This is a genomic window from Pseudoclavibacter helvolus, from assembly GCF_014191305.1.
GTDB lineage: Bacteria > Actinomycetota > Actinomycetes > Actinomycetales > Microbacteriaceae > Pseudoclavibacter > Pseudoclavibacter helvolus.
In genome coordinates this window covers 344997-361889 of the sequence record NZ_JACHWJ010000004.1, presented here as the reverse complement: position 1 = coordinate 361889, position 16893 = coordinate 344997, and the positions used below count along the sequence as shown (strand labels likewise).

The 16893-nt window shown below is 65.5% G+C and carries 15 protein-coding genes; 11 read left to right on the top strand and 4 right to left on the bottom strand.

The features are described from left to right. Nucleotides 1–170 precede the first annotated feature (170 nt). The 3 genes from sucD to FHX72_RS13960 all read right to left on the bottom strand — a co-directional run bounded on the left by sucD (nucleotide 171) and on the right by FHX72_RS13960 (nucleotide 4882). A complete protein-coding gene (gene sucD, locus FHX72_RS13970; protein WP_068479974.1) occupies nucleotides 171–1055 on the bottom strand; it encodes a succinate--CoA ligase subunit alpha in 885 nt (294 codons plus the stop codon). Nucleotides 1056–1087: 32 nt separating this feature from the next. After that, nucleotides 1088–2257: an ADP-forming succinate--CoA ligase subunit beta gene (sucC, locus tag FHX72_RS13965; protein WP_183625889.1), complete on the bottom strand. Its 1170-nt coding sequence runs from the start codon at nucleotides 2255–2257 to the stop codon at nucleotides 1088–1090. A 165-nt stretch (nucleotides 2258–2422) separates the two neighbouring features. Beyond that, nucleotides 2423–4882: an ATP-dependent helicase gene (locus tag FHX72_RS13960; protein WP_183625887.1), complete on the bottom strand. Its 2460-nt coding sequence runs from the start codon at nucleotides 4880–4882 to the stop codon at nucleotides 2423–2425. Nucleotides 4883–4940: 58 nt separating this feature from the next. On the opposite strand from FHX72_RS13960, the gene FHX72_RS13955 reads away from it, so the two are divergent. Then, the gene (locus tag FHX72_RS13955; RefSeq protein WP_183625885.1) at nucleotides 4941–5897 is read left to right on the top strand and encodes an aldo/keto reductase; all 957 of its coding nucleotides are present in this window, start codon (nucleotides 4941–4943) and stop codon (nucleotides 5895–5897) included. 129 nt (nucleotides 5898–6026) lie between these two features. On the opposite strand, the gene FHX72_RS13950 is transcribed toward FHX72_RS13955, so the two are convergent. Beyond that, a complete protein-coding gene (locus FHX72_RS13950) occupies nucleotides 6027–7055 on the bottom strand; it encodes a glycerophosphodiester phosphodiesterase family protein (protein ID WP_183625883.1) in 1029 nt (342 codons plus the stop codon). Nucleotides 7056–7093: 38 nt separating this feature from the next. Here FHX72_RS13950 and FHX72_RS13945 point away from each other — a divergent pair, with 38 nt between their 5' ends. The 10 genes from FHX72_RS13945 to FHX72_RS13900 all read left to right on the top strand — a co-directional run bounded on the left by FHX72_RS13945 (nucleotide 7094) and on the right by FHX72_RS13900 (nucleotide 16615). After that, a complete protein-coding gene (locus FHX72_RS13945) occupies nucleotides 7094–7513 on the top strand; it encodes a DUF3054 domain-containing protein (RefSeq protein ID WP_183625881.1) in 420 nt (139 codons plus the stop codon). A 108-nt stretch (nucleotides 7514–7621) separates the two neighbouring features. Beyond that, on the top strand, nucleotides 7622–8476 hold the full coding sequence (locus tag FHX72_RS13940; RefSeq protein ID WP_183625879.1) for a Bax inhibitor-1/YccA family protein: 855 nt from the start codon (nucleotides 7622–7624) through the stop codon (nucleotides 8474–8476). Nucleotides 8477–8525: 49 nt separating this feature from the next. Further along, the gene (locus tag FHX72_RS13935) at nucleotides 8526–9599 is read left to right on the top strand and encodes an IS630 family transposase (RefSeq protein ID WP_183623125.1); all 1074 of its coding nucleotides are present in this window, start codon (nucleotides 8526–8528) and stop codon (nucleotides 9597–9599) included. A 236-nt stretch (nucleotides 9600–9835) separates the two neighbouring features. Further along, complete coding sequence (locus FHX72_RS13930; RefSeq protein ID WP_183625877.1) at nucleotides 9836–10309, top strand: hypothetical protein; 474 nt, start codon at nucleotides 9836–9838, stop codon at nucleotides 10307–10309. A gap of 20 nt (nucleotides 10310–10329) precedes the next feature. Next, complete coding sequence (locus FHX72_RS13925) at nucleotides 10330–12102, top strand: hypothetical protein (protein WP_183625875.1); 1773 nt, start codon at nucleotides 10330–10332, stop codon at nucleotides 12100–12102. After that, nucleotides 12060–12299 carry a zinc-ribbon domain-containing protein gene (locus FHX72_RS19955; protein WP_420892904.1) on the top strand — a complete coding sequence of 80 codons (240 nt, stop codon included), beginning with the start codon at nucleotides 12060–12062 and terminating at the stop codon, nucleotides 12297–12299. The genes FHX72_RS13925 and FHX72_RS19955 overlap by 43 nt, the downstream gene beginning before the upstream one ends. A 218-nt stretch (nucleotides 12300–12517) precedes the next feature. Further along, on the top strand, nucleotides 12518–13132 hold the full coding sequence (locus FHX72_RS13915; protein ID WP_183625871.1) for a hypothetical protein: 615 nt from the start codon (nucleotides 12518–12520) through the stop codon (nucleotides 13130–13132). A 51-nt stretch (nucleotides 13133–13183) separates the two neighbouring features. Then, nucleotides 13184–14746: an AAA family ATPase gene (locus FHX72_RS13910; protein ID WP_183625869.1), complete on the top strand. Its 1563-nt coding sequence runs from the start codon at nucleotides 13184–13186 to the stop codon at nucleotides 14744–14746. A 76-nt stretch (nucleotides 14747–14822) separates the two neighbouring features. After that, nucleotides 14823–15731, top strand: coding sequence for a zinc ribbon domain-containing protein (locus tag FHX72_RS13905; protein ID WP_068494774.1), 909 nt, complete (start codon nucleotides 14823–14825; stop codon nucleotides 15729–15731). Nucleotides 15732–15913: 182 nt separating this feature from the next. Then, nucleotides 15914–16615, top strand: coding sequence for a M15 family metallopeptidase (locus FHX72_RS13900; protein ID WP_167350000.1), 702 nt, complete (start codon nucleotides 15914–15916; stop codon nucleotides 16613–16615). The last annotated feature ends 278 nt before the right edge of the window (nucleotides 16616–16893 follow it).

Below are 16893 nucleotides of genomic sequence, written 5' to 3'. Positions count from 1 at the left end.
TAGCGGGGTGCTGGCGCGAAATTCAGCGTTCGGAGCGAAGCGGGGGGGCGATTCGATCGGAAACGAATGGGCTGCAGCCCGTGTTTCCACGGGGCTGCAGCCCACTTCGTCGTGTGCAGAGCTGCTGCTCTGCGCGAGTTCTGTGCCGCCAGGCGGCGGCAGGCTACTCGCTAGAGCGCCGCGTAGACCTCGCGGAGGAGGTTGGCGGTCTCGGTGGGCGTCGTGCCGACGCGAACGCCTGCTGCTTCGAGGGCCTCCTTCTTCGCCTGCGCGGTACCAGCGGAGCCGGTGACGATGGCGCCGGCGTGGCCCATGGTCTTGCCCTCTGGAGCGGTGAAGCCTGCGACGTAGCCGACAACGGGCTTCGTCACGTGCGCCTTGATGTACTCGGCTGCACGCTCTTCGGCGTCTCCGCCGATCTCGCCGATCATGACGATGGCCTTCGTGTCGGGGTCAGCCTCAAACGCCTCGAGGGCGTCGATGTGCGTCGTGCCGATGACGGGGTCGCCGCCGATGCCGATGGCGGTCGAGATGCCGAGGTCACGGAGCTCGTACATCATCTGGTACGTGAGCGTGCCCGACTTCGAGACGAGGCCGATGGGGCCCGCACCCGTGATGTTCGCTGGCGTGATGCCGGCGAGCGACTTCTCCGGCGAGATGATGCCTGGGCAGTTCGGGCCGATGAGGCGAGTCTTGCCGACGCTCTGCGCGTGCGACCAGGCTTCCGAGGAGTCCTTGACCGGGATGCCCTCGGTGATGGCCACGGCCAGCGGGATCTCCGCGTCGATGGCTTCGATGATGGCGTCCTTGGCGAAGGCCGGCGGCACGAAGATGACGGTGACGTTGGCGCCGGTGGCCTCGATGGCCTCCTTCACGGTGCCGAAGATGGGGAGCTCCTTGCCCGCGAGCTCGAGCGTCTGCCCGGCCTTGCGAGGGTTGGTGCCTCCGACGATGTTGGAGCCGGCTTCGAGCATGCGCGTGGCGTGCTTGGAGCCCTCCGAGCCGGTGATGCCCTGAACGATGATCTTGGAGTTCTCGTCGAGGAAGATCGACATTGTTGTTCCTTCTCTGCTTTTCTTCGGGCGGCTCAGGCGCGGGCTGCGAGTTCGGCGGCCTTGTCGGCTGCCTCGTCCATGGTGGCGACGACGGTCACGAGGGGGTGGTTCGCTTCGGCGAGGATGCGGCGACCCTCCTCGACGTTGTTGCCATCGATGCGCACGACGATCTGCTTCGTGGCGGCGTCGCCGAGCGTGTTGAGGGCGCCGACGATGCCGTTTGCGACGGCGTCGCACGAGGTGATGCCACCAAAGACGTTCACAAAGACCGACTTGACCTGCTCGTCACCGAGGATGACGTCGAGGCCGGCTGCCATGACCTCGGCGGATGCTCCGCCTCCGATGTCGAGGAAGTTGGCGGGCTTCTGTCCGCCGTGCTTCTCGCCTGCGCCAGCGACGACGTCGAGCGTCGACATGACGAGGCCTGCGCCGTTGCCGATGATGCCGACGGAACCGTCGAGCTTCACGTAGTTGAGGTCGTGCGCCTTGGCCTTGATCTCGAGCGGGTCGAGTCCGCCTGCGGCTTCTGCGAGCGCGACGTGGTCTGCGTGACGGAACTCCGCGTTCTCGTCGATCGTGACCTTGCCGTCGAGCGCGACGATGTCGCCGCCCTTGGTGAGGACCAGCGGGTTGACCTCGACGAGCGTCGCGTCTTCCTGGTTGTAGACCTCGTAGAGCTTGACGAAGACGTCAGCAACCTTGCCGACGAGCTCCTCCGGGAAGTTCGCGGCGCGCGCGATCTCCTCGGCCTTGGCTGCGTCGATGCCGCGGATGGGGTCGACTGCGACGCGAGCGAGGGCCTCTGGCTTCTCGACTGCGAGCTGCTCGATCTCCATGCCACCCTCGACGCTCGCCATTGCGAGGTACGAGCGGTTGGCGCGGTCGAGGAGCACGGAGAAGTAGAACTCCTGGTCGATGTCCGCGCCCTGCGCGATCATGACCTTCTCGACGATGTGGCCCTTGATGTCGAGGCCAAGGATGGCCTCGGCTGCGGTGAATGCCTCATCTGGGGTCTTCGCGAGCTTGACGCCGCCGGCCTTACCGCGGCCGCCGACCTTGACCTGCGCCTTGACGACGGTCACGCCGCCGATCTTCTCGGCTGCAGCCTTGGCCTCCTCGGGCGTGTAGGCCACGAGTCCCTGGAGAACTGGAACACCGTGGGCGTCGAATACATCTCGCGCCTGGTACTCAAAGAGATCCACGTTTCATCCCATCCGCGACGCGTCGTCGCGTTCGTTCGCCCGAGCCTTCGGATTCTCGCGCTCGAGCCTTCAGAATTTGCAGAGCGGACCGCATCGCCGGCAGGCAGTGTGTGCCCGCCGCCCGGCAAAACACGTCCGCCGTCCAGCCTAGTCCCCGCGCGGCCCTCAGTTGGTCAGCTTCTCGATCGGAGCGAGTTTCACGAGCAACTTCTTGCGCCCTGCACTGTCGAAGTCGACCTCCGCGATTCGCTTGGCCTCGCTGCCGAGAATGGCGCGAACTGTGCCCTCTCCGAAGTCGACGTGCGTGATGCGGTCGCCTGCAACGAGCTCCATGCCGCTGTTGTCACGCATCTGTCCCGTGACCTCGTTGATCCACTTCTGCTTCGGCTTGGCCTTGGGCGCGGTCTCGCGGCCGGCGTCAGAGTCGCGGAATCGGACGGCGCTCGAGAAGCCTGCGCTGCCGGCGTCCGACGTGCCACGGCCGTAGCCGCCCGCCGTTCCGTAGCCCTCGCTGCCCAGCGGCTTGCGGGCGGAGCCGACGGAGCGCTGCTCGTAGCCGCCGCGGCCGCCGGCAGAGCCGGGCGAGACTCTCCACTCGATGAGCTCGGACGGGATCTCCTGCAGGTAGCGGCTCGGCAGCGACGCCGCCGTCTCACCGAACTGCGAGCGCATCATGGCAAGCGAGAGGTGCAGGCGCTTGCGGGCTCGGGTGATGCCGACATAGAAGAGTCGCCGCTCCTCCGCCGGTCCGCCTGGCTCGTCTGCGGCGATGCGGTGCGGCAGGAGCTCTTCCTCGACGCCCGTGATGAAGACCGAGTCGTACTCGAGCCCCTTCGCGGTGTGCAGCGTCATGAGCACAACGGCTCCTGACTCGTCGATGAGGTCATCGGCGGCCGCGACGAGCGCGACGTCGGTGAGGAAGTCGATGACGGAGCCGCCCGCGTTGTTCTTGTCGAACTCGGCGGCGACGGAGATCAGCTCCTCGACGTTCTCGGCGCGAGCCTCGTCTTGCGGGTTGCCCGTCTGGAGCAGCTTCTCGAGGTACCCGGTGCCCTTGACGATGGTCTTGAGCGTCTGGCTCACCGTCTTGCGTCCGGTCGGCGAGTCGATGTCGAGGCCTGCCGTGGCATCGTCCAGCAGCTTCGCGAGCTGGGCGATGGCGCCCGTGACCTTCGGGCCGAGCCCGAGCTCGCCGGCCCGCCGCATGGCGTCGCGGAAGGTGATGTCGTAGCGGTTCGCGAAGTCCCAGATGGCCGTCTCGGTGGCAGGGCCGATCGATCGCTTCGGGGAATTCAGGATGCGTCGCGTCGACATCTCGTCCGCCGGGTTGACGAGGGCCGTGAGGTACGCGATGAGGTCTTTGATCTCGGCGCGCTCGTAGAACTTCGTGCCGCCGACGAGCCGGTAGGGCACGGCGGAGCGGATGAAGATCTCCTCGAGCGCACGCGTCTGCGCGTTGGTGCGGTAGAAGACGGCCATGTCGTTGTAGCTCTGGCCAGCGTCGCGGAGCTTGTGGATCTCGTCCGCCACGAACTGCGCCTCGTCGTGCGCCGAGAAGCCGGTGAACCCGACGATCTTCGCGCCTTCGCCGCCGTCGGACCAGAGCTTCTTGTCGACGCGGTCGAAGTTGTTGCGGATCACGGCGTTGGCGGCCGAGAGGATGTTCTGCGTCGAGCGGTAGTTCTGCTCGAGCAGCACCACCTTCGCGTTCGAGAAGTCGCGCTCGAACTCGCTGATGTTGCGAATGTCGGCGCCGCGGAACGCGTAGATCGACTGATCGGAGTCGCCGACGACGGTGAGCGAGGCGCCGGGGATGCCGCCGCGCTCGTCGAGCTCCATGCGGGTGTCGAAGGGCACATGCTGCGGCTCGACCGACCTCGTGAGCTCGCGGATGAGCGAGTACTGGGCGTGGTTCGTGTCCTGGTACTCGTCGACGAGTACGTGGCGGAACCGACGCTGGTACTGGGCAGCGACGTCGGGGAATGCGCGGAGCATCCACACCGTCTGCGAGATGAGGTCGTCGAAGTCGAAGGCGTTGGCGCGGCGCAGCGACTGCGTGTACTGCCGGTAGATGTCGAGGAACATGGCGTCGCGAGGGTCGCTCATGTTGGCCTGACGCGCGAAGCCGTCGACGTCGGTGAGCTCGTTCTTGAGCTTCGAGATGCGCGACTGGACGCTCGAGACGGTGAACCCGAGCACGTCGGCCTCGAGCGACTTGACGATGCGCTTGATGAGCGCCTTGGAGTCGGCCGAGTCGTAGATCGTGAAGCTCGTCGTGAAGCCGAACTTGTCGGCCTCGCGGCGCAGGATGCGAACGCAGGCCGAGTGGAAGGTCGAGATCCACATGCCATCCGCAGCACCGCCGACGATGTGCTGGATGCGCTCGCGCATCTCGGCAGCGGCCTTGTTGGTGAAGGTGATCGCGAGGATCTGGCTCGGCCAGGCCTCGCGGGAGGCGATGAGGCCCGCGATGCGGTGCGTCAGCACACGCGTTTTACCCGACCCAGCGCCGGCCACAATAAGCAAGGCGGGGCCGCGGTACGTAACGGCTTCCTTCTGTTGCGGATTGAGTCCGTCAAGGAGGTCGTTTTCAGAGGGATCGAAGACTGGTGGCAGTAGCGTCATGACTCGTTGATTGTAGGTGCGGCCACCGACATCGCGGTGCCGCGGAAAGGGAATCACCTTGACCACGCAGCTCTCCCCCGCCCGCCGCTCGCTCGGCGCGGCGCTCTCCGTCTCCCCCGTGGCACTCGGCGGCAACGTCTTCGGCTGGACGGCCGACCGGGATGCGTCGTTCGCGATCCTCGACGCGTACGTCGAGGCTGGCGGCAACTTCATCGACACCGCAGATGTCTACTCGGCCTGGATCCCAGGCAACTCGGGCGCTGAGTCGGAGACGATCATCGGCGAGTGGATCCGCTCGCGCGGCCGCCCCGAGGACCTCGTCATCGCGACCAAGGTTGCGCAGTTCGCCAAGCGTCCCGGGCTCGGCGCCGACAATGTCCGGGCTGCCGTCGATGACAGCCTCGAGCGTCTTGGCGTCGAGCAGATCGACCTCTACTACGCGCACCGCGACGACCCGGAGACGCCCATCGAGGAGACCGCTGGCGTGTTCTCCGAACTTGTTGACGCCGGCAAGATCAAGGCCATCGGCGTCTCGAACTACTCGCCTGCGCGTCTCCGCGAATGGCTGGCGGCTGTCGAGAACGGCGGCCTGCACAAGCCCGCTGCCCTGCAGCCCGAGTACAACCTCCTCGAGCGAGACATCGAGGGTGAGCTCCTTCCGCTTGCCCACGAGGCCGGCCTCGGCGTCGTGCCGTACTTCGCGCTCGCGCACGGCTTCCTCACCGGCAAGTACCGCAAGGACGTTGAGGTCGACTCGGCACGGGCAAGCTCGGTCGAGCAGTACCGGACCGAGCGCGGCTATGCGATCGTGGATGCGATCGTCGGCATCGCCGACGCGCACGACACCCAGCCCGGGACGGTCGCGCTCGCCTGGCTCGCGGCTCAGCCCGGGGTTGTTGCGCCCATCGCGAGCGCTCGCACGGCCGAGCAGCTGCCGCTCATCACCGATGCGTTCACGTTGCAGCTCAGCGCGGACGAGCTGAAGACCCTGGACCGGGTCTCCGCAAAGGCCTAGGCCCGCTGCGCCCGCTCGCGCACACACTCGAGCGGCAGAAGTGCGAGAGATGCACGCTCCTTCGATCTGGAGCGTGCATCTCTCGCACTTCTGTCGTCGGATGAGCCCGGGTGTCGTCGGGACGAGTCCCTAGCGCCAGATCGCTTCGTCGATGACCGCGCGGACCCGCTCGGGCGCATCTGCGAACACTCCGTCGACGCCCGTGCGCAGGATGCCGCGCCAGTACTCCTCCGGGCGTCCTGCGAGCGCGGGCGGCAGGAAGTTGTCCTCTGGCCGCAAGGTCCACGTGAACACCTGTAGCCCGCTGGCGTGCGCGCGCTCGACGAGCGCCCGGCCTGCGTGTGGATGCGCGGCGCTGGCTTCGTCGGTCACCCCGAGCAGCAGGTGGCTTGGGCTGATGCCGTCCGCCCACTCGGCGACCGCATCCAGCCCCGAATCGGTCAGGTCGCTCGCATAGTCCCGCGCGGCAGCTCCCTCCCGCGCAGTTCGGTCGTGCGGGGCGCCCTCGCTGTCGACGAGGTAGACCAGGCTCGCGCCGGCCGCGACTCCTCGCCGCCGGACGTCGCGCAGCACCTCCCCCTCGAAGCTCTCGATGACGAGGCCGTCGAGCGCGGGCGACCCCCAGAGTCCGTCGAGCTCTCGTTCGAGCAGCTCCGCCAGGTCGAATCCGAGACTCCTGAACCAGCTCGCGTGCTTGAGCTCGATCACGAGGCGCGGGCGCCGGCGCCGACCATCCGCGGTCTGTTCACCAGCCACGAACTCCACCAGCTCACGGAGCCGCAGCAGCGGGAACTCCCCGTCGTATGCCGCGTTTGCAGGCCGGATGCTCGGGATGCGCTCCACCGCACGCAGCGACCGCAGCTGCTCCCACGTGTAGTCGTGCGCAAACCAGTCCGTGACGACCCCTTCTGGCGTCGATGCCTCACGCGCGGGCCCGAACTCGACTGAGCGAGCGCCGATGTCGGTGCTCGTCCCGAGCATCGGCTCGTGGCGGATCAGGAGTACACCGTCGCTGGTCGGGACGACGTCCGGCTCGAGCGCATCCGCGCCCTGGCGCAGGGCGAGACGGTACCCCTCGGTCGTGTGCTCGGGCACGTAGGCGGGGGCACCCCGGTGGCCGATGAGGAGGGGCGAGGTGGGTCGGTTGGGCGCGTTCACGCGCGTAGTCTGCCGCACCCCGGCGTAGCGTTGGTGTCATGCGGCGAATTCGTTCTATCTATCGCGCTGGGGGCGGCTTCGCGCTCCCGCTCTTCGTCGATCTCCTCCTCGTGGTGGTGTTCGCCATCATCGGGCGGATGAGCCACGCCGAGGGCGTCTCACTGGCTGGCATCGTGACGACCGGCTGGCCGTTTGTGCTCGGGCTGCTCGTGGCTTGGGTGCTCGTGACGCTGTTCCGCTGGAAGCCGTGGCGCCCGTTCTCCGCCGGCGTCTTCGTCTGGGTCGTGACCGTCGGCGGCGGCATGCTCCTGCGCCTTGCTATCGGCGACACCGCGGAGATCGCTTTTGTGATCGTCGCGTCCATCGTGCTCGGTGCGTTCCTGCTGCTCCCGCGTCTGTTCTTCGGCACGGGCCGGGATGCCCGCCCGAGCGTCAAGGGCTCCGCTGGCGTCCGCTGAGGGCGCACACCTTCAGGCGTTATTCACGAACTCTTTCGCTAGAATCCCGGGAACCCCGTCTCTGGCGGGCATCTTGACCCTCGAGAAAGAACGGAGCCACGGACAGCCATGGCGAATTCCGCGCTAGAACGCAACCCCTACTTCAACGGGGAGGCACGCAGGCAGCACGGCCAACAATTCGGCCAGGCGCCCACCGCTTCCTCCTACGGGCAGCAGCCTCCCGCGCCCCTCACTGCTGACCAGCTGAACGCCCAGTTCCAGGCGCCGCCTGCGACGCCGGACCAGATGGAGCGGATGTCCTACGAGGACACCATCGCGAAGACAGCTGGCCTCTTCGGCATCGTGCTCGTCGCGGCGGCCGTTGCCTGGTTTGTCCCCATGCTCATGATCGTCGGCGCAATCGGCGCGCTTGTTCTTTCGCTTGTGCTGGCGTTCCAGCGCGAGCCGAAGACGGGGCTCATTTTCGCCTTCGCGGCCGCTGAAGGACTTCTCGTCGGTGGCCTCTCCTCGATCCTCGAGGCCCAGTTCTCGGGTATCGCCATGCAGGCCGTTCTCGCGACGTTCTCCGTTGTCGCCGTGACGCTTGTCCTCTTCCGGTTCGGCAAGGTCCGCACCTCGCCGCGCATGACGAAGATCGTGCTCATCGCGATGGCCGGCTACCTGCTGTTCTCGCTCGTGAACTTCGGGATGATGCTCTTCGGCTTCAACTTCGGCGAAGCTGGGCCGTGGGGTCTCCGCTCCATGGAGGTCTTCGGTATTCCGCTCGGCCTGATCCTGGGCGTCTTCGCAGTCCTCATGGGCGCATACATGCTCGTCATGGACTTCGAGCTCATCAAGAACGGCGTCGAGGGTGGCGCCCCCCGCAAGTACGGCTGGATCGGGGCGTACAGCCTCGTCTCCACTGTCGTCTTCATCTACGTGGAGATCATCCGCATGCTGGCTATCCTGCGCGGCAACAACTAGTGCTGCGTGTCGTTAGTTCCTAAACGGTTTGTGTTTGGGAGAATGTGGAATGGCGAATTCTCCTGCTGCGGCTCTGCTACTCCCTGACGTGGATCGTGTTGAGTTGGTGTCGTGGGCTCGGTCGACGAGTATTCGTGCGGGCCTGTCGATGCGAGCGCGGATCGTGCTGCTCGCCTCGGAAGGTGTCGCGAACTCGCGGATCGCGGCCGAGGTTGGGACCACGACGACCTCGGTGTGGAAGTGGCGGAAACGGTATGCCGAGGCCGGAATTGCGGGGCTCTCCGATGCGCCGCGCTCTGGCCGGCCGAAGCATCTCGATCATGCCGAGATCGTGGCAGCGACCTTGACGGCCCCGCCGAAGAAGTACGGCGTGACACATTGGTCCTCGCGCCTGCTCGCGCAGCGCCTGGGGGTTGGGAACGCGACGGTGGCCAGGGCGTGGCGGGAGTACGGGGTGCAGCCATGGAAGTCGGAGACGTTCAAGTTCTCGACCGACCCGGAGCTCGTCGGGAAGGTCACCGACGTTGTCGGCTTGTATCTCGCGCCGCCCGAGAACGCGATCGTGCTCTGCGTGGACGAGAAGTCCCAGATCCAGGCCCTTGACCGGACCGCACCCATGCTGCCGATGCGGATCGGGGACACCGAGAAGCGCACGCATGATTACAAGCGCCACGGCACGACCACACTGTTCGCTGCATTAGACGTCGCGACCGGACACGTCACCGGAGCGGTCAAACCCAAGCATCGCCGGCAAGAGTTCCTCTCGTTCCTCCGGCAACTCGACCGCGCCTACCCGGAACGGGACCTGCACCTCGTGATGGACAACTACGCCACCCACAAAACGCCAGAGGTCAAGACCTGGCTCGAGAAACGACCCCGCTTCCACGTTCATTTCACGCCGACGTCCGGGTCGTGGTTGAACTTGGTCGAGGTGTGGTTCGGGATCATCGACCGGCAAGCGATCCGTCGCGGGATTTTCACCTCGGTGAAAGACCTCAACGCGAAGATCCGGCAGTTCATCACTGGCTGGAACGACCGAAAGCACCCATTCGTCTGGACCAAGACCAGCGACGAGATCCTCGCGAAAGCGAACCGTCAACCAACTTCAGAAACGCGACACTAGCGCAGACCGTACGATCAGAAAGGGCCGCCCCGTGAAGGGGCGGCCCTTTCTGCGTTCCTGCCGAAAACTACGGCGAACGGCTTCCCCCGGCAATGATCCGGGCATTCCGACTAAGACCTAAGTGAACCCGGGCATTCCTTGATATCCGGTCAAATTGCTGGAGAAATCTGGCTATTCACGGGGCCCATTTCCTGTGCCTCAATCCTGACTATTCAGGTCAGAAGGGGAGCACAGACATGGCAGAGTTGTTCTCGTCGCGAAGGCGAGTCTCCTTGGGTGAGGGGCAGACGGATGCGTCGCTCGCGGCCCGGGGACGCATCGGCAGCTCATACGTGAGTCCGTCCGTCCTCGCGAAGAACCGTGGCGCGCCTCGCAACGCGGACTTGATGGCAGCCATCGCGGCGCTTGATACCGAGCCGGATCGCGCAGCCGTGGATGCGGCCCTGACTTGGATCCGTGACGCCTACGACGCCCGTGGCGGCGGCCTTCCGGTTGGGCTCTTCTCGCGGTGCTACCTGGGTTCGCCGTATATCGACCATTCCATGTCGCTTGGCGGCTTCATCTGCGAGCACTACACGGCTGCCGAAATGGTTCCCGTGTTCTTCGCCGGCGCGCGCCGCCTGGCAGCGAATGCCGCCTATGACTACATCGAAGTGTACGACGACGGCACCGTTGTGCCCGTGCGACCCGATGGCCGCGCTGCGGTCTAGCGGATACCGAGGAGAGTGTTATGACGGACACAAACGCCCACAACTTCGGGGTCATCGCAAGACAGGTGGAGGCGGTCGGGGGTCTCGTCGCGCTCGTGGGTGAGCGCGTGAATGAGGTCGACGAGCGCGTCGGCCGGGTTGCGAGCGACGTCGGACGCGTTTCCGCGGACCTGCAGAGCACAAATCACGAACTGCTGGAGCTGCGGAAGCAGTTCACGGAGTTTGTCCTGCAGGCGGAGCGCACGGCGAACGTGCAGCGCTCGGAGACGAAACTCGGCACGCTCAAGGCCGACCTGGAGCGCGAGTTCGGCCACTACAACGTCGTGCGACGCTCGTCGATCGGGACGCTGCAAGCGTTCGATGCTGGCCTGGTGAGTCACGCGGCCGTCCAGCACGTGAGCGAAGAGCTGATGATCCAGAGCCCTCGCTATTGGCTCGCACCCGCGCTTGTTGCCCTGGCCGCCTGGTCTCGAGACGAGCGTGAGCTCACTGATAAGGCAGTCGCAGAGACATTCGCCAGGGATCGCCAGAAGGCGAGCCTGTTCTTCGCACTCGTCCTCCGACGCCAGGCTCGACTCGACGGCGCAACGAGGTGGTTGCGTCACTACTTCACCTCGCTCGACCCTCGAGCCCTGCACCGTGAGTTCGCGGTGGTGTTGGAGGGCGTGGCACACGAGGCCTACGGACCGGCCGGCCGCGATCTGGTGTTCACCCAGTTGGGCGAGTGGTCGCGCCTGCTCCGTGACGACCAGGCGATCGTGCGCGAGCAGGTGGAGAAGTGGTATCGCGAGTTGAGCGTGCATCGCGGAACCATCGATGACGCCGCCTATCCCACGTTAAGCACCATCTGCCCGGAGTGGCCGGTCGTCAAGGACGTGCTCGAGCGTGCGTCAGCCGTCGGGTTCGTGTTCGAGAAGTACGACTCGGTGCTGAAGGCTCCCATCCACCAATCGCTTCGGGTCGAGGATCAGATGGATGACCTGCTCGAGATCCTCGTCACCGAGTACGACGCCGAGGAGCACCCGCATCGTCGCGAGATCGTCTTCCACGAGGCTGTGCTGAGCTCTGGCGGTGACCTGGATCGGGCGCGCGAGGCCGCCGACGCTGACATCGAAGCGCTCGAGGACACCCTCGACGCGGTCTCCCTTGTCACGCATTCGGCTATTCATCCCGAACTTCTCGGCATTAGTCAGAACACGCAGAAGCTGGCCGTCGGTGCTGGCAAGTCAGACTTCGAGTCGGGGCTGGGAAGATTCACCTCGGAGTACCGTGCCGCGCACCTTGACGTCGTGACACTGGCGCTCGGCCCTGCGCACTCCAACTTCGCGTCGACGCTTGGCTTCGGCTCGTGGTCTTTGACAACCCGAACGCAGCAGGCTGAGGCGGAGGCATCGCTTTCGTCAGCCTGGGATCAGGCCGTCAAGGGCTACATCGACAGTGTCTCGTTCAAGAATCGGAGCTTCGTGGCTCCGGCGATCGCGACAGCCGTGGCGGGCTTGATCGGCACCATCTGGGGCATCGGAGGGTTCTTTATTGCGCTGCTGATCGTCGGCGGCATTTCCGCGCTCTACGTGTGGAACCTCAAGCGCAAGGCAGATGCACTCGTGGCAGCGGCCCTCGCCACCCGCGAGCAGGCCCTTGCCGTGTCACGCGACCTCTACAGGTCCGCTCTCGCGGAATGGGTTGACGCGGGGATCGACTACCAGGAAGAGGATGCGCGAGAGGCGAGTTTGCTTGACCTCATCGCCGCGTGGCCATCGCTGCAAGACACCGAGATCAGGAGCGAACGGTGACAACACTCGTCTGCGGCAATTGCCAAGCTCAGCTCGAAGCTGACGGGTCGAGGTTCTGCATGCGCTGCGGCGCTCCGCTGATGCCTGCAAGGTCAATCTCCATGCCCCTCGAGGGGACAGCCGAACACGAGGCGGTGCCGCCCACGGAGCCCCACAGCCTCCGCAGCTCCCACAGCCCTCACAGCCCTCACAGATAATCCGACGCGCCGGGCGGCGCCCGATCGAACCACCGACGCCCGTGCAAGGTGTCGATGCTTTGACGGTCTCACGAACATGGAGCAGCTCTCGTCCCCTCGGCGAGAGGAAACCCAAGCTGTCGCGTGAGCGGAAGATGGCCGGTGATCTTCCCGCCTGGGAGCCGCTGCCTCCCGGCGAGCTCAACGTCCGCCGCCCACACGCCTGATCTGCTCGCGCCATGTCTTCGACAAGCACCTACGAGGCCTGGGTACATGGTCTGCGTCGCTGGGCCCTCGACCCGACCGCCGATCTTGGTGGACTCCCCGCTCTCACTGTGGACTCGTTCACACCCGACACGTACCGCAGGCTCCTCGGGCACCTGCATACGGCGATCGCAACCATGATGCGCACCTGGCAGGCGCAACTGACTCGAGACTTGGGCAGCGCCCTCGATGACCACGGACGCGCCAGAGCACTCGTGAGCTTGCGCGTGCTCCTCGCTCGGCGCCTGGAGCTCGCCAAGCATCCGGCCCTTCCCCGTGAAGTTTCACATGCGCTCTGGGACTCCGCAGCGCGAGACATCGAGGACATTCAGCGCACGCTCGAGACCGAGGTCGTGCGCCCACGCGACGGGACGGCGCGCGCTGATGGCGCTCAGGAGCGGCTCCTGCAGCTGGTCAAGCAGCACAGCTTCGTTGTGCTGATACAGCCAGGTTTCCCGCTGAGCGCGTTCATTGCTCAACAGGGAATCACCAGCGCCTCCACCTCACCCGACGTACCGCGAGTCATCGGCGGCGGACCACCGCCGGAGTTCACCGAGCGAGCACCCCGGCGCCGCGTACTTCTCGACTGACGGCCCGAAACCCGGCACCCCCACGACGACAGAACGAGCAGAGAGCCACGCATGCCAAATCAACTGGAGACCAGCGAAATTCTCCTCCGCTACATCAAGGCGAGGGTGCCTTTCATCGCGGTTCGGTCGATCGAACGAGGACGGGCGATGGACGTGCTGAATCATGCAGCGAGCCAAATGCGCTCGATGGCGTTCTTCACTCACTCACGAACAACGGGCCTCCACGAGCTCGGCAGTCCGTCGCCGATCTCGGACGACCGTTCCCTTGTAGGCGCGCTTGACTACGCAACCAGCGTGCTCACCTCGCGCAACCACAGCAACTTCATCTTCATGGATGTCGAGGATCTCGATTCCGAGTCGTCGAGTTCACGTCATTTCGCCGAAATGGCGCGCCTCGCCGAGGCCAGGCAGGGTTCCATCATCGTCGTCGTGTCTTCGTCGATCTGGGCTGGGCTTTCGCGGCTCGGCATGACCGTCACGCTCGATCTTCCCGACGTCGATGAACTTGCCGACGTGATCAACGACCTCGCCGACGACCACCGTTCGCTCATGCCGATCGAGTGGGGGCCCGACGAGATTCGCCGCGCGTCAGAGATCCTGGTCGGGGTTACTCAGACGGAGGCCGTCAACGCCATCACGACGCTGCTTGCCAAAGGCAGCGTGCACAACGAGGACATCGTCGAGCTCTCGAAGTTCAAGGAGCAGGTCTTTGGCGACCTGAACGGCATTGAGAGCGTGAACCTGAAGCCGGGCGACTACCAGGTCGGAGGCCTGACGAACTTGCGCACGTGGCTGGGCAGAAAGAAGGAGCTCATCCGAGCAGACCTCACGTCGACGCCGCTCCATCCGCCCAAGGGCGTCCTGCTCGTTGGTGTCCCTGGATGCGGCAAGTCGCTCTCTGCGAAGGCCATCGCGTCGGAGTGGCAGCTTCCGCTCTATCGACTCGACATGGGATCAGGGCTCGGCATGTATGTCGGGCAATCAGAAGGCCAACTCCGAGAGGCTCTGGAAGCGGCCGAGCGGGTGTCTCCGTGCGTGCTGTGGGTGGATGAGATCGAGAAGGGGTTCGCGTCCGGCGACGGTGATTCCGGTATCACGCGGCGCCTGGTTGGGCAGTTCCTGTACTGGCTGCAGGAGAACACCTCAAAGGTGTTCCTCGTGGCGACGGCCAACGATGTGACTTCCTTGCCGCCCGAAATGCTGCGCAAGGGCCGCTTCGACGAGATCTTCTTCGTCGACCTACCGACGGACGACGAGCGCCGCGAGATCGTCGAGCTGTACACGCAGAAGTACCTCGCTTCGCTCCCGGACGCGTCGTTGTCCGCGAGGCTCGTGGAGCTGACTCGCGGCTTCTCCGGGTCTGACATCGAGGCGGCAGTGCACGACATCGCGACCGACAACTTCTTGGCAGGTGCCGTCGGCCTCCCAGACTCTGCCTACGTGGAGCGGGTTTTCGCCAACGTCATGCCGTTCAGCCGCACCAACCCGGAGGAGGTGGCGGCGATCCGCTCGTGGGGCATGGAGCGGGCCGTACCCGCCGGTGCGGATGAACGATCCGATGAGACGGGCTTCGCGGCGCCGAGCGCGCGTCGAATCGTCATGACGGGCGTGTGATCTTGATGCTGCTGACGCCCACGAAACCCATCCGCCCTGCAATCCTTCAGCACCACATATTCAGAGAGTCAGAGAGGTGACGATCGTGTCAGATCACCACGGTGCCGCGTGCACCGAATGCGGCAACCCACTGAAAGACGAATCGCTGTTCTGCGCGAGCTGCGGGGCCCGCGTCCAGCAGACGTCCGCGGAGGGGCTGCACACGACCGGGCCGATCATCGGGGCGCCTCAGCCGCCGGCTCATCCGGCTGCGCCGAGCCTCTCTCCGCTGCCAGCAGGCTACGTGACCCCGTCTTCTCTTCCGGCCGCCGGCCAAATGCCCCAGGCGCCGGCACCAGCCCCCGCACGTGCAGGCGCGAACACGAATCGGGCAGTAGTCATCGGCGTCGCCTCGGCCCTTGCCGCTGTCCTCCTCGTTGTCGCGGGAATCGGGGTCGGCGCCTTCTTCCTGAACCAGAACAGCGAACCGAGCGTCGCTGTGGCGCCCGCCGGGCAGGCGCAGACGACTGAAGCGGCAGCGCCGGCCGAAGCGCAGAGCGACCTGGCGCCCATCGCGGCTCCGGCCATCCCCACCGAAGCTGCCCCTGCCACGCAGGCACCGGTCGTGCCGCAGCCCGCACCACAGAACCAGAGCGTCCAGTCGGTGACAATTCGTAGCGAGTCAGGCAACATCGTCTGCCGGTATCACATGGTCGACAATGCCTCACCCGGCGTGATCTGCCAGCAGACAAGCGTGAACTACGCCCTCCCCGCTGCCGCTTGCAAGGCAGGGGCGAGCGGCATGGTGATCGGGCTCACCGGAAAGGGCACGACCTACCCTTGCCTCGCGGAGAATATCAAGGGCGGGGAGACACTGCGCTATGACACCCCCTACACGCACGCGGGAGTGACCTGCACGATCAGCTACACGACAGGCATCACGTGCCTCAACGCGAACGAGGCTGGCTTCCGCATGGAGTACGACGCCGGCGTGAGCACCTTCTAATGCCGGCCCACGCTCGTGTCCGGCCCCGTGTATCCGCAGCCGTTCGTCGACGTCGCCTGATTCTGGTCGTCGGTGCCAGCCTGGTGTTTCTCCTTGCGCTCGGAGGCACGGTCGCTTTCGGATTGCTCCGCGCCGGTGAGCCTGACAAACAGCCGGTCGCGGGAGAAGCAGATTCTCCGCAGGTGACTGGTGCCGCTGCCCCCTCGCCGACCGCCGTGGACGCCGCTGTGGTTCCGCCTGCCGCCGAACCCACTCCTGCCGCTCCAGCCATCCCCGCGCCCGTCGCTGCCGTTGGCTCCTTCGACATCGATAGCGCAGCTTCCACAACCGTCATCGTGAACAAGGCGAGACCCCTCGCGGGAGGGTCCAGCTATGTCCCTGCCGATCTCGTAGCGGCACGAGGCGGTGAGCTCATGCGTGCAGACGCGGCCGAAGCACTCGGACGACTGTACGACGCTGCGGAAGCCGCGGGCCACGGGCTCTCGAGTGTGAGCGGCTACCGCTCGTACGACACGCAGGTGAGCACGTACGGCGGATACGTGTCTTCGCTTGGCCAGGACGGCGCCGACCTCACGAGCGCGCGCCCCGGCCACAGTGAGCACCAGACTGGCCTCGTCATGGACATCGTCGACAGCGAAGGCCGCTGCGGCATCGAGGACAACTGCATGTCACAGATCCCGGCGGGCCAGTGGCTCGCCGAGAACGCATGGCAGTCCGGCTTCGTGCTCCGATACCCCTCCGGCATGACGCACATCACAGGTTTCGAGTTCGAACCCTGGCACTACCGCTACATCGGCGTGGATGCGGCTGCCGCCTACCACGCGAGCCCCGCAGCGACGCTCGAGGAGTTCTTCGCTCTCCCTGCCGCACCGAATTATGTCTAGGGCCGACTTGCGGTTGTCGGTGAGCATCCGGGCTGATCATGGGTGAAGGCCTCGGCATCGTCGTCGTGCTTCTTGCACTGGGCGGCATCTACTGGCTGCTCTTCAGAGGAGTGCTCAAGGAAAAGTCGGGAACGCGAAGCCTCCTCGCCCAGCGTTACTCGGACGACTCGCTGCTCGAATCCAACCTCTTCACATTCCTGAGCGGAATAACGACGAGCGCGGCAGTGCTGACGATCTTCACGAGCTTCGGCTGGACGACGCTGTCGCTCCTCGCCGCT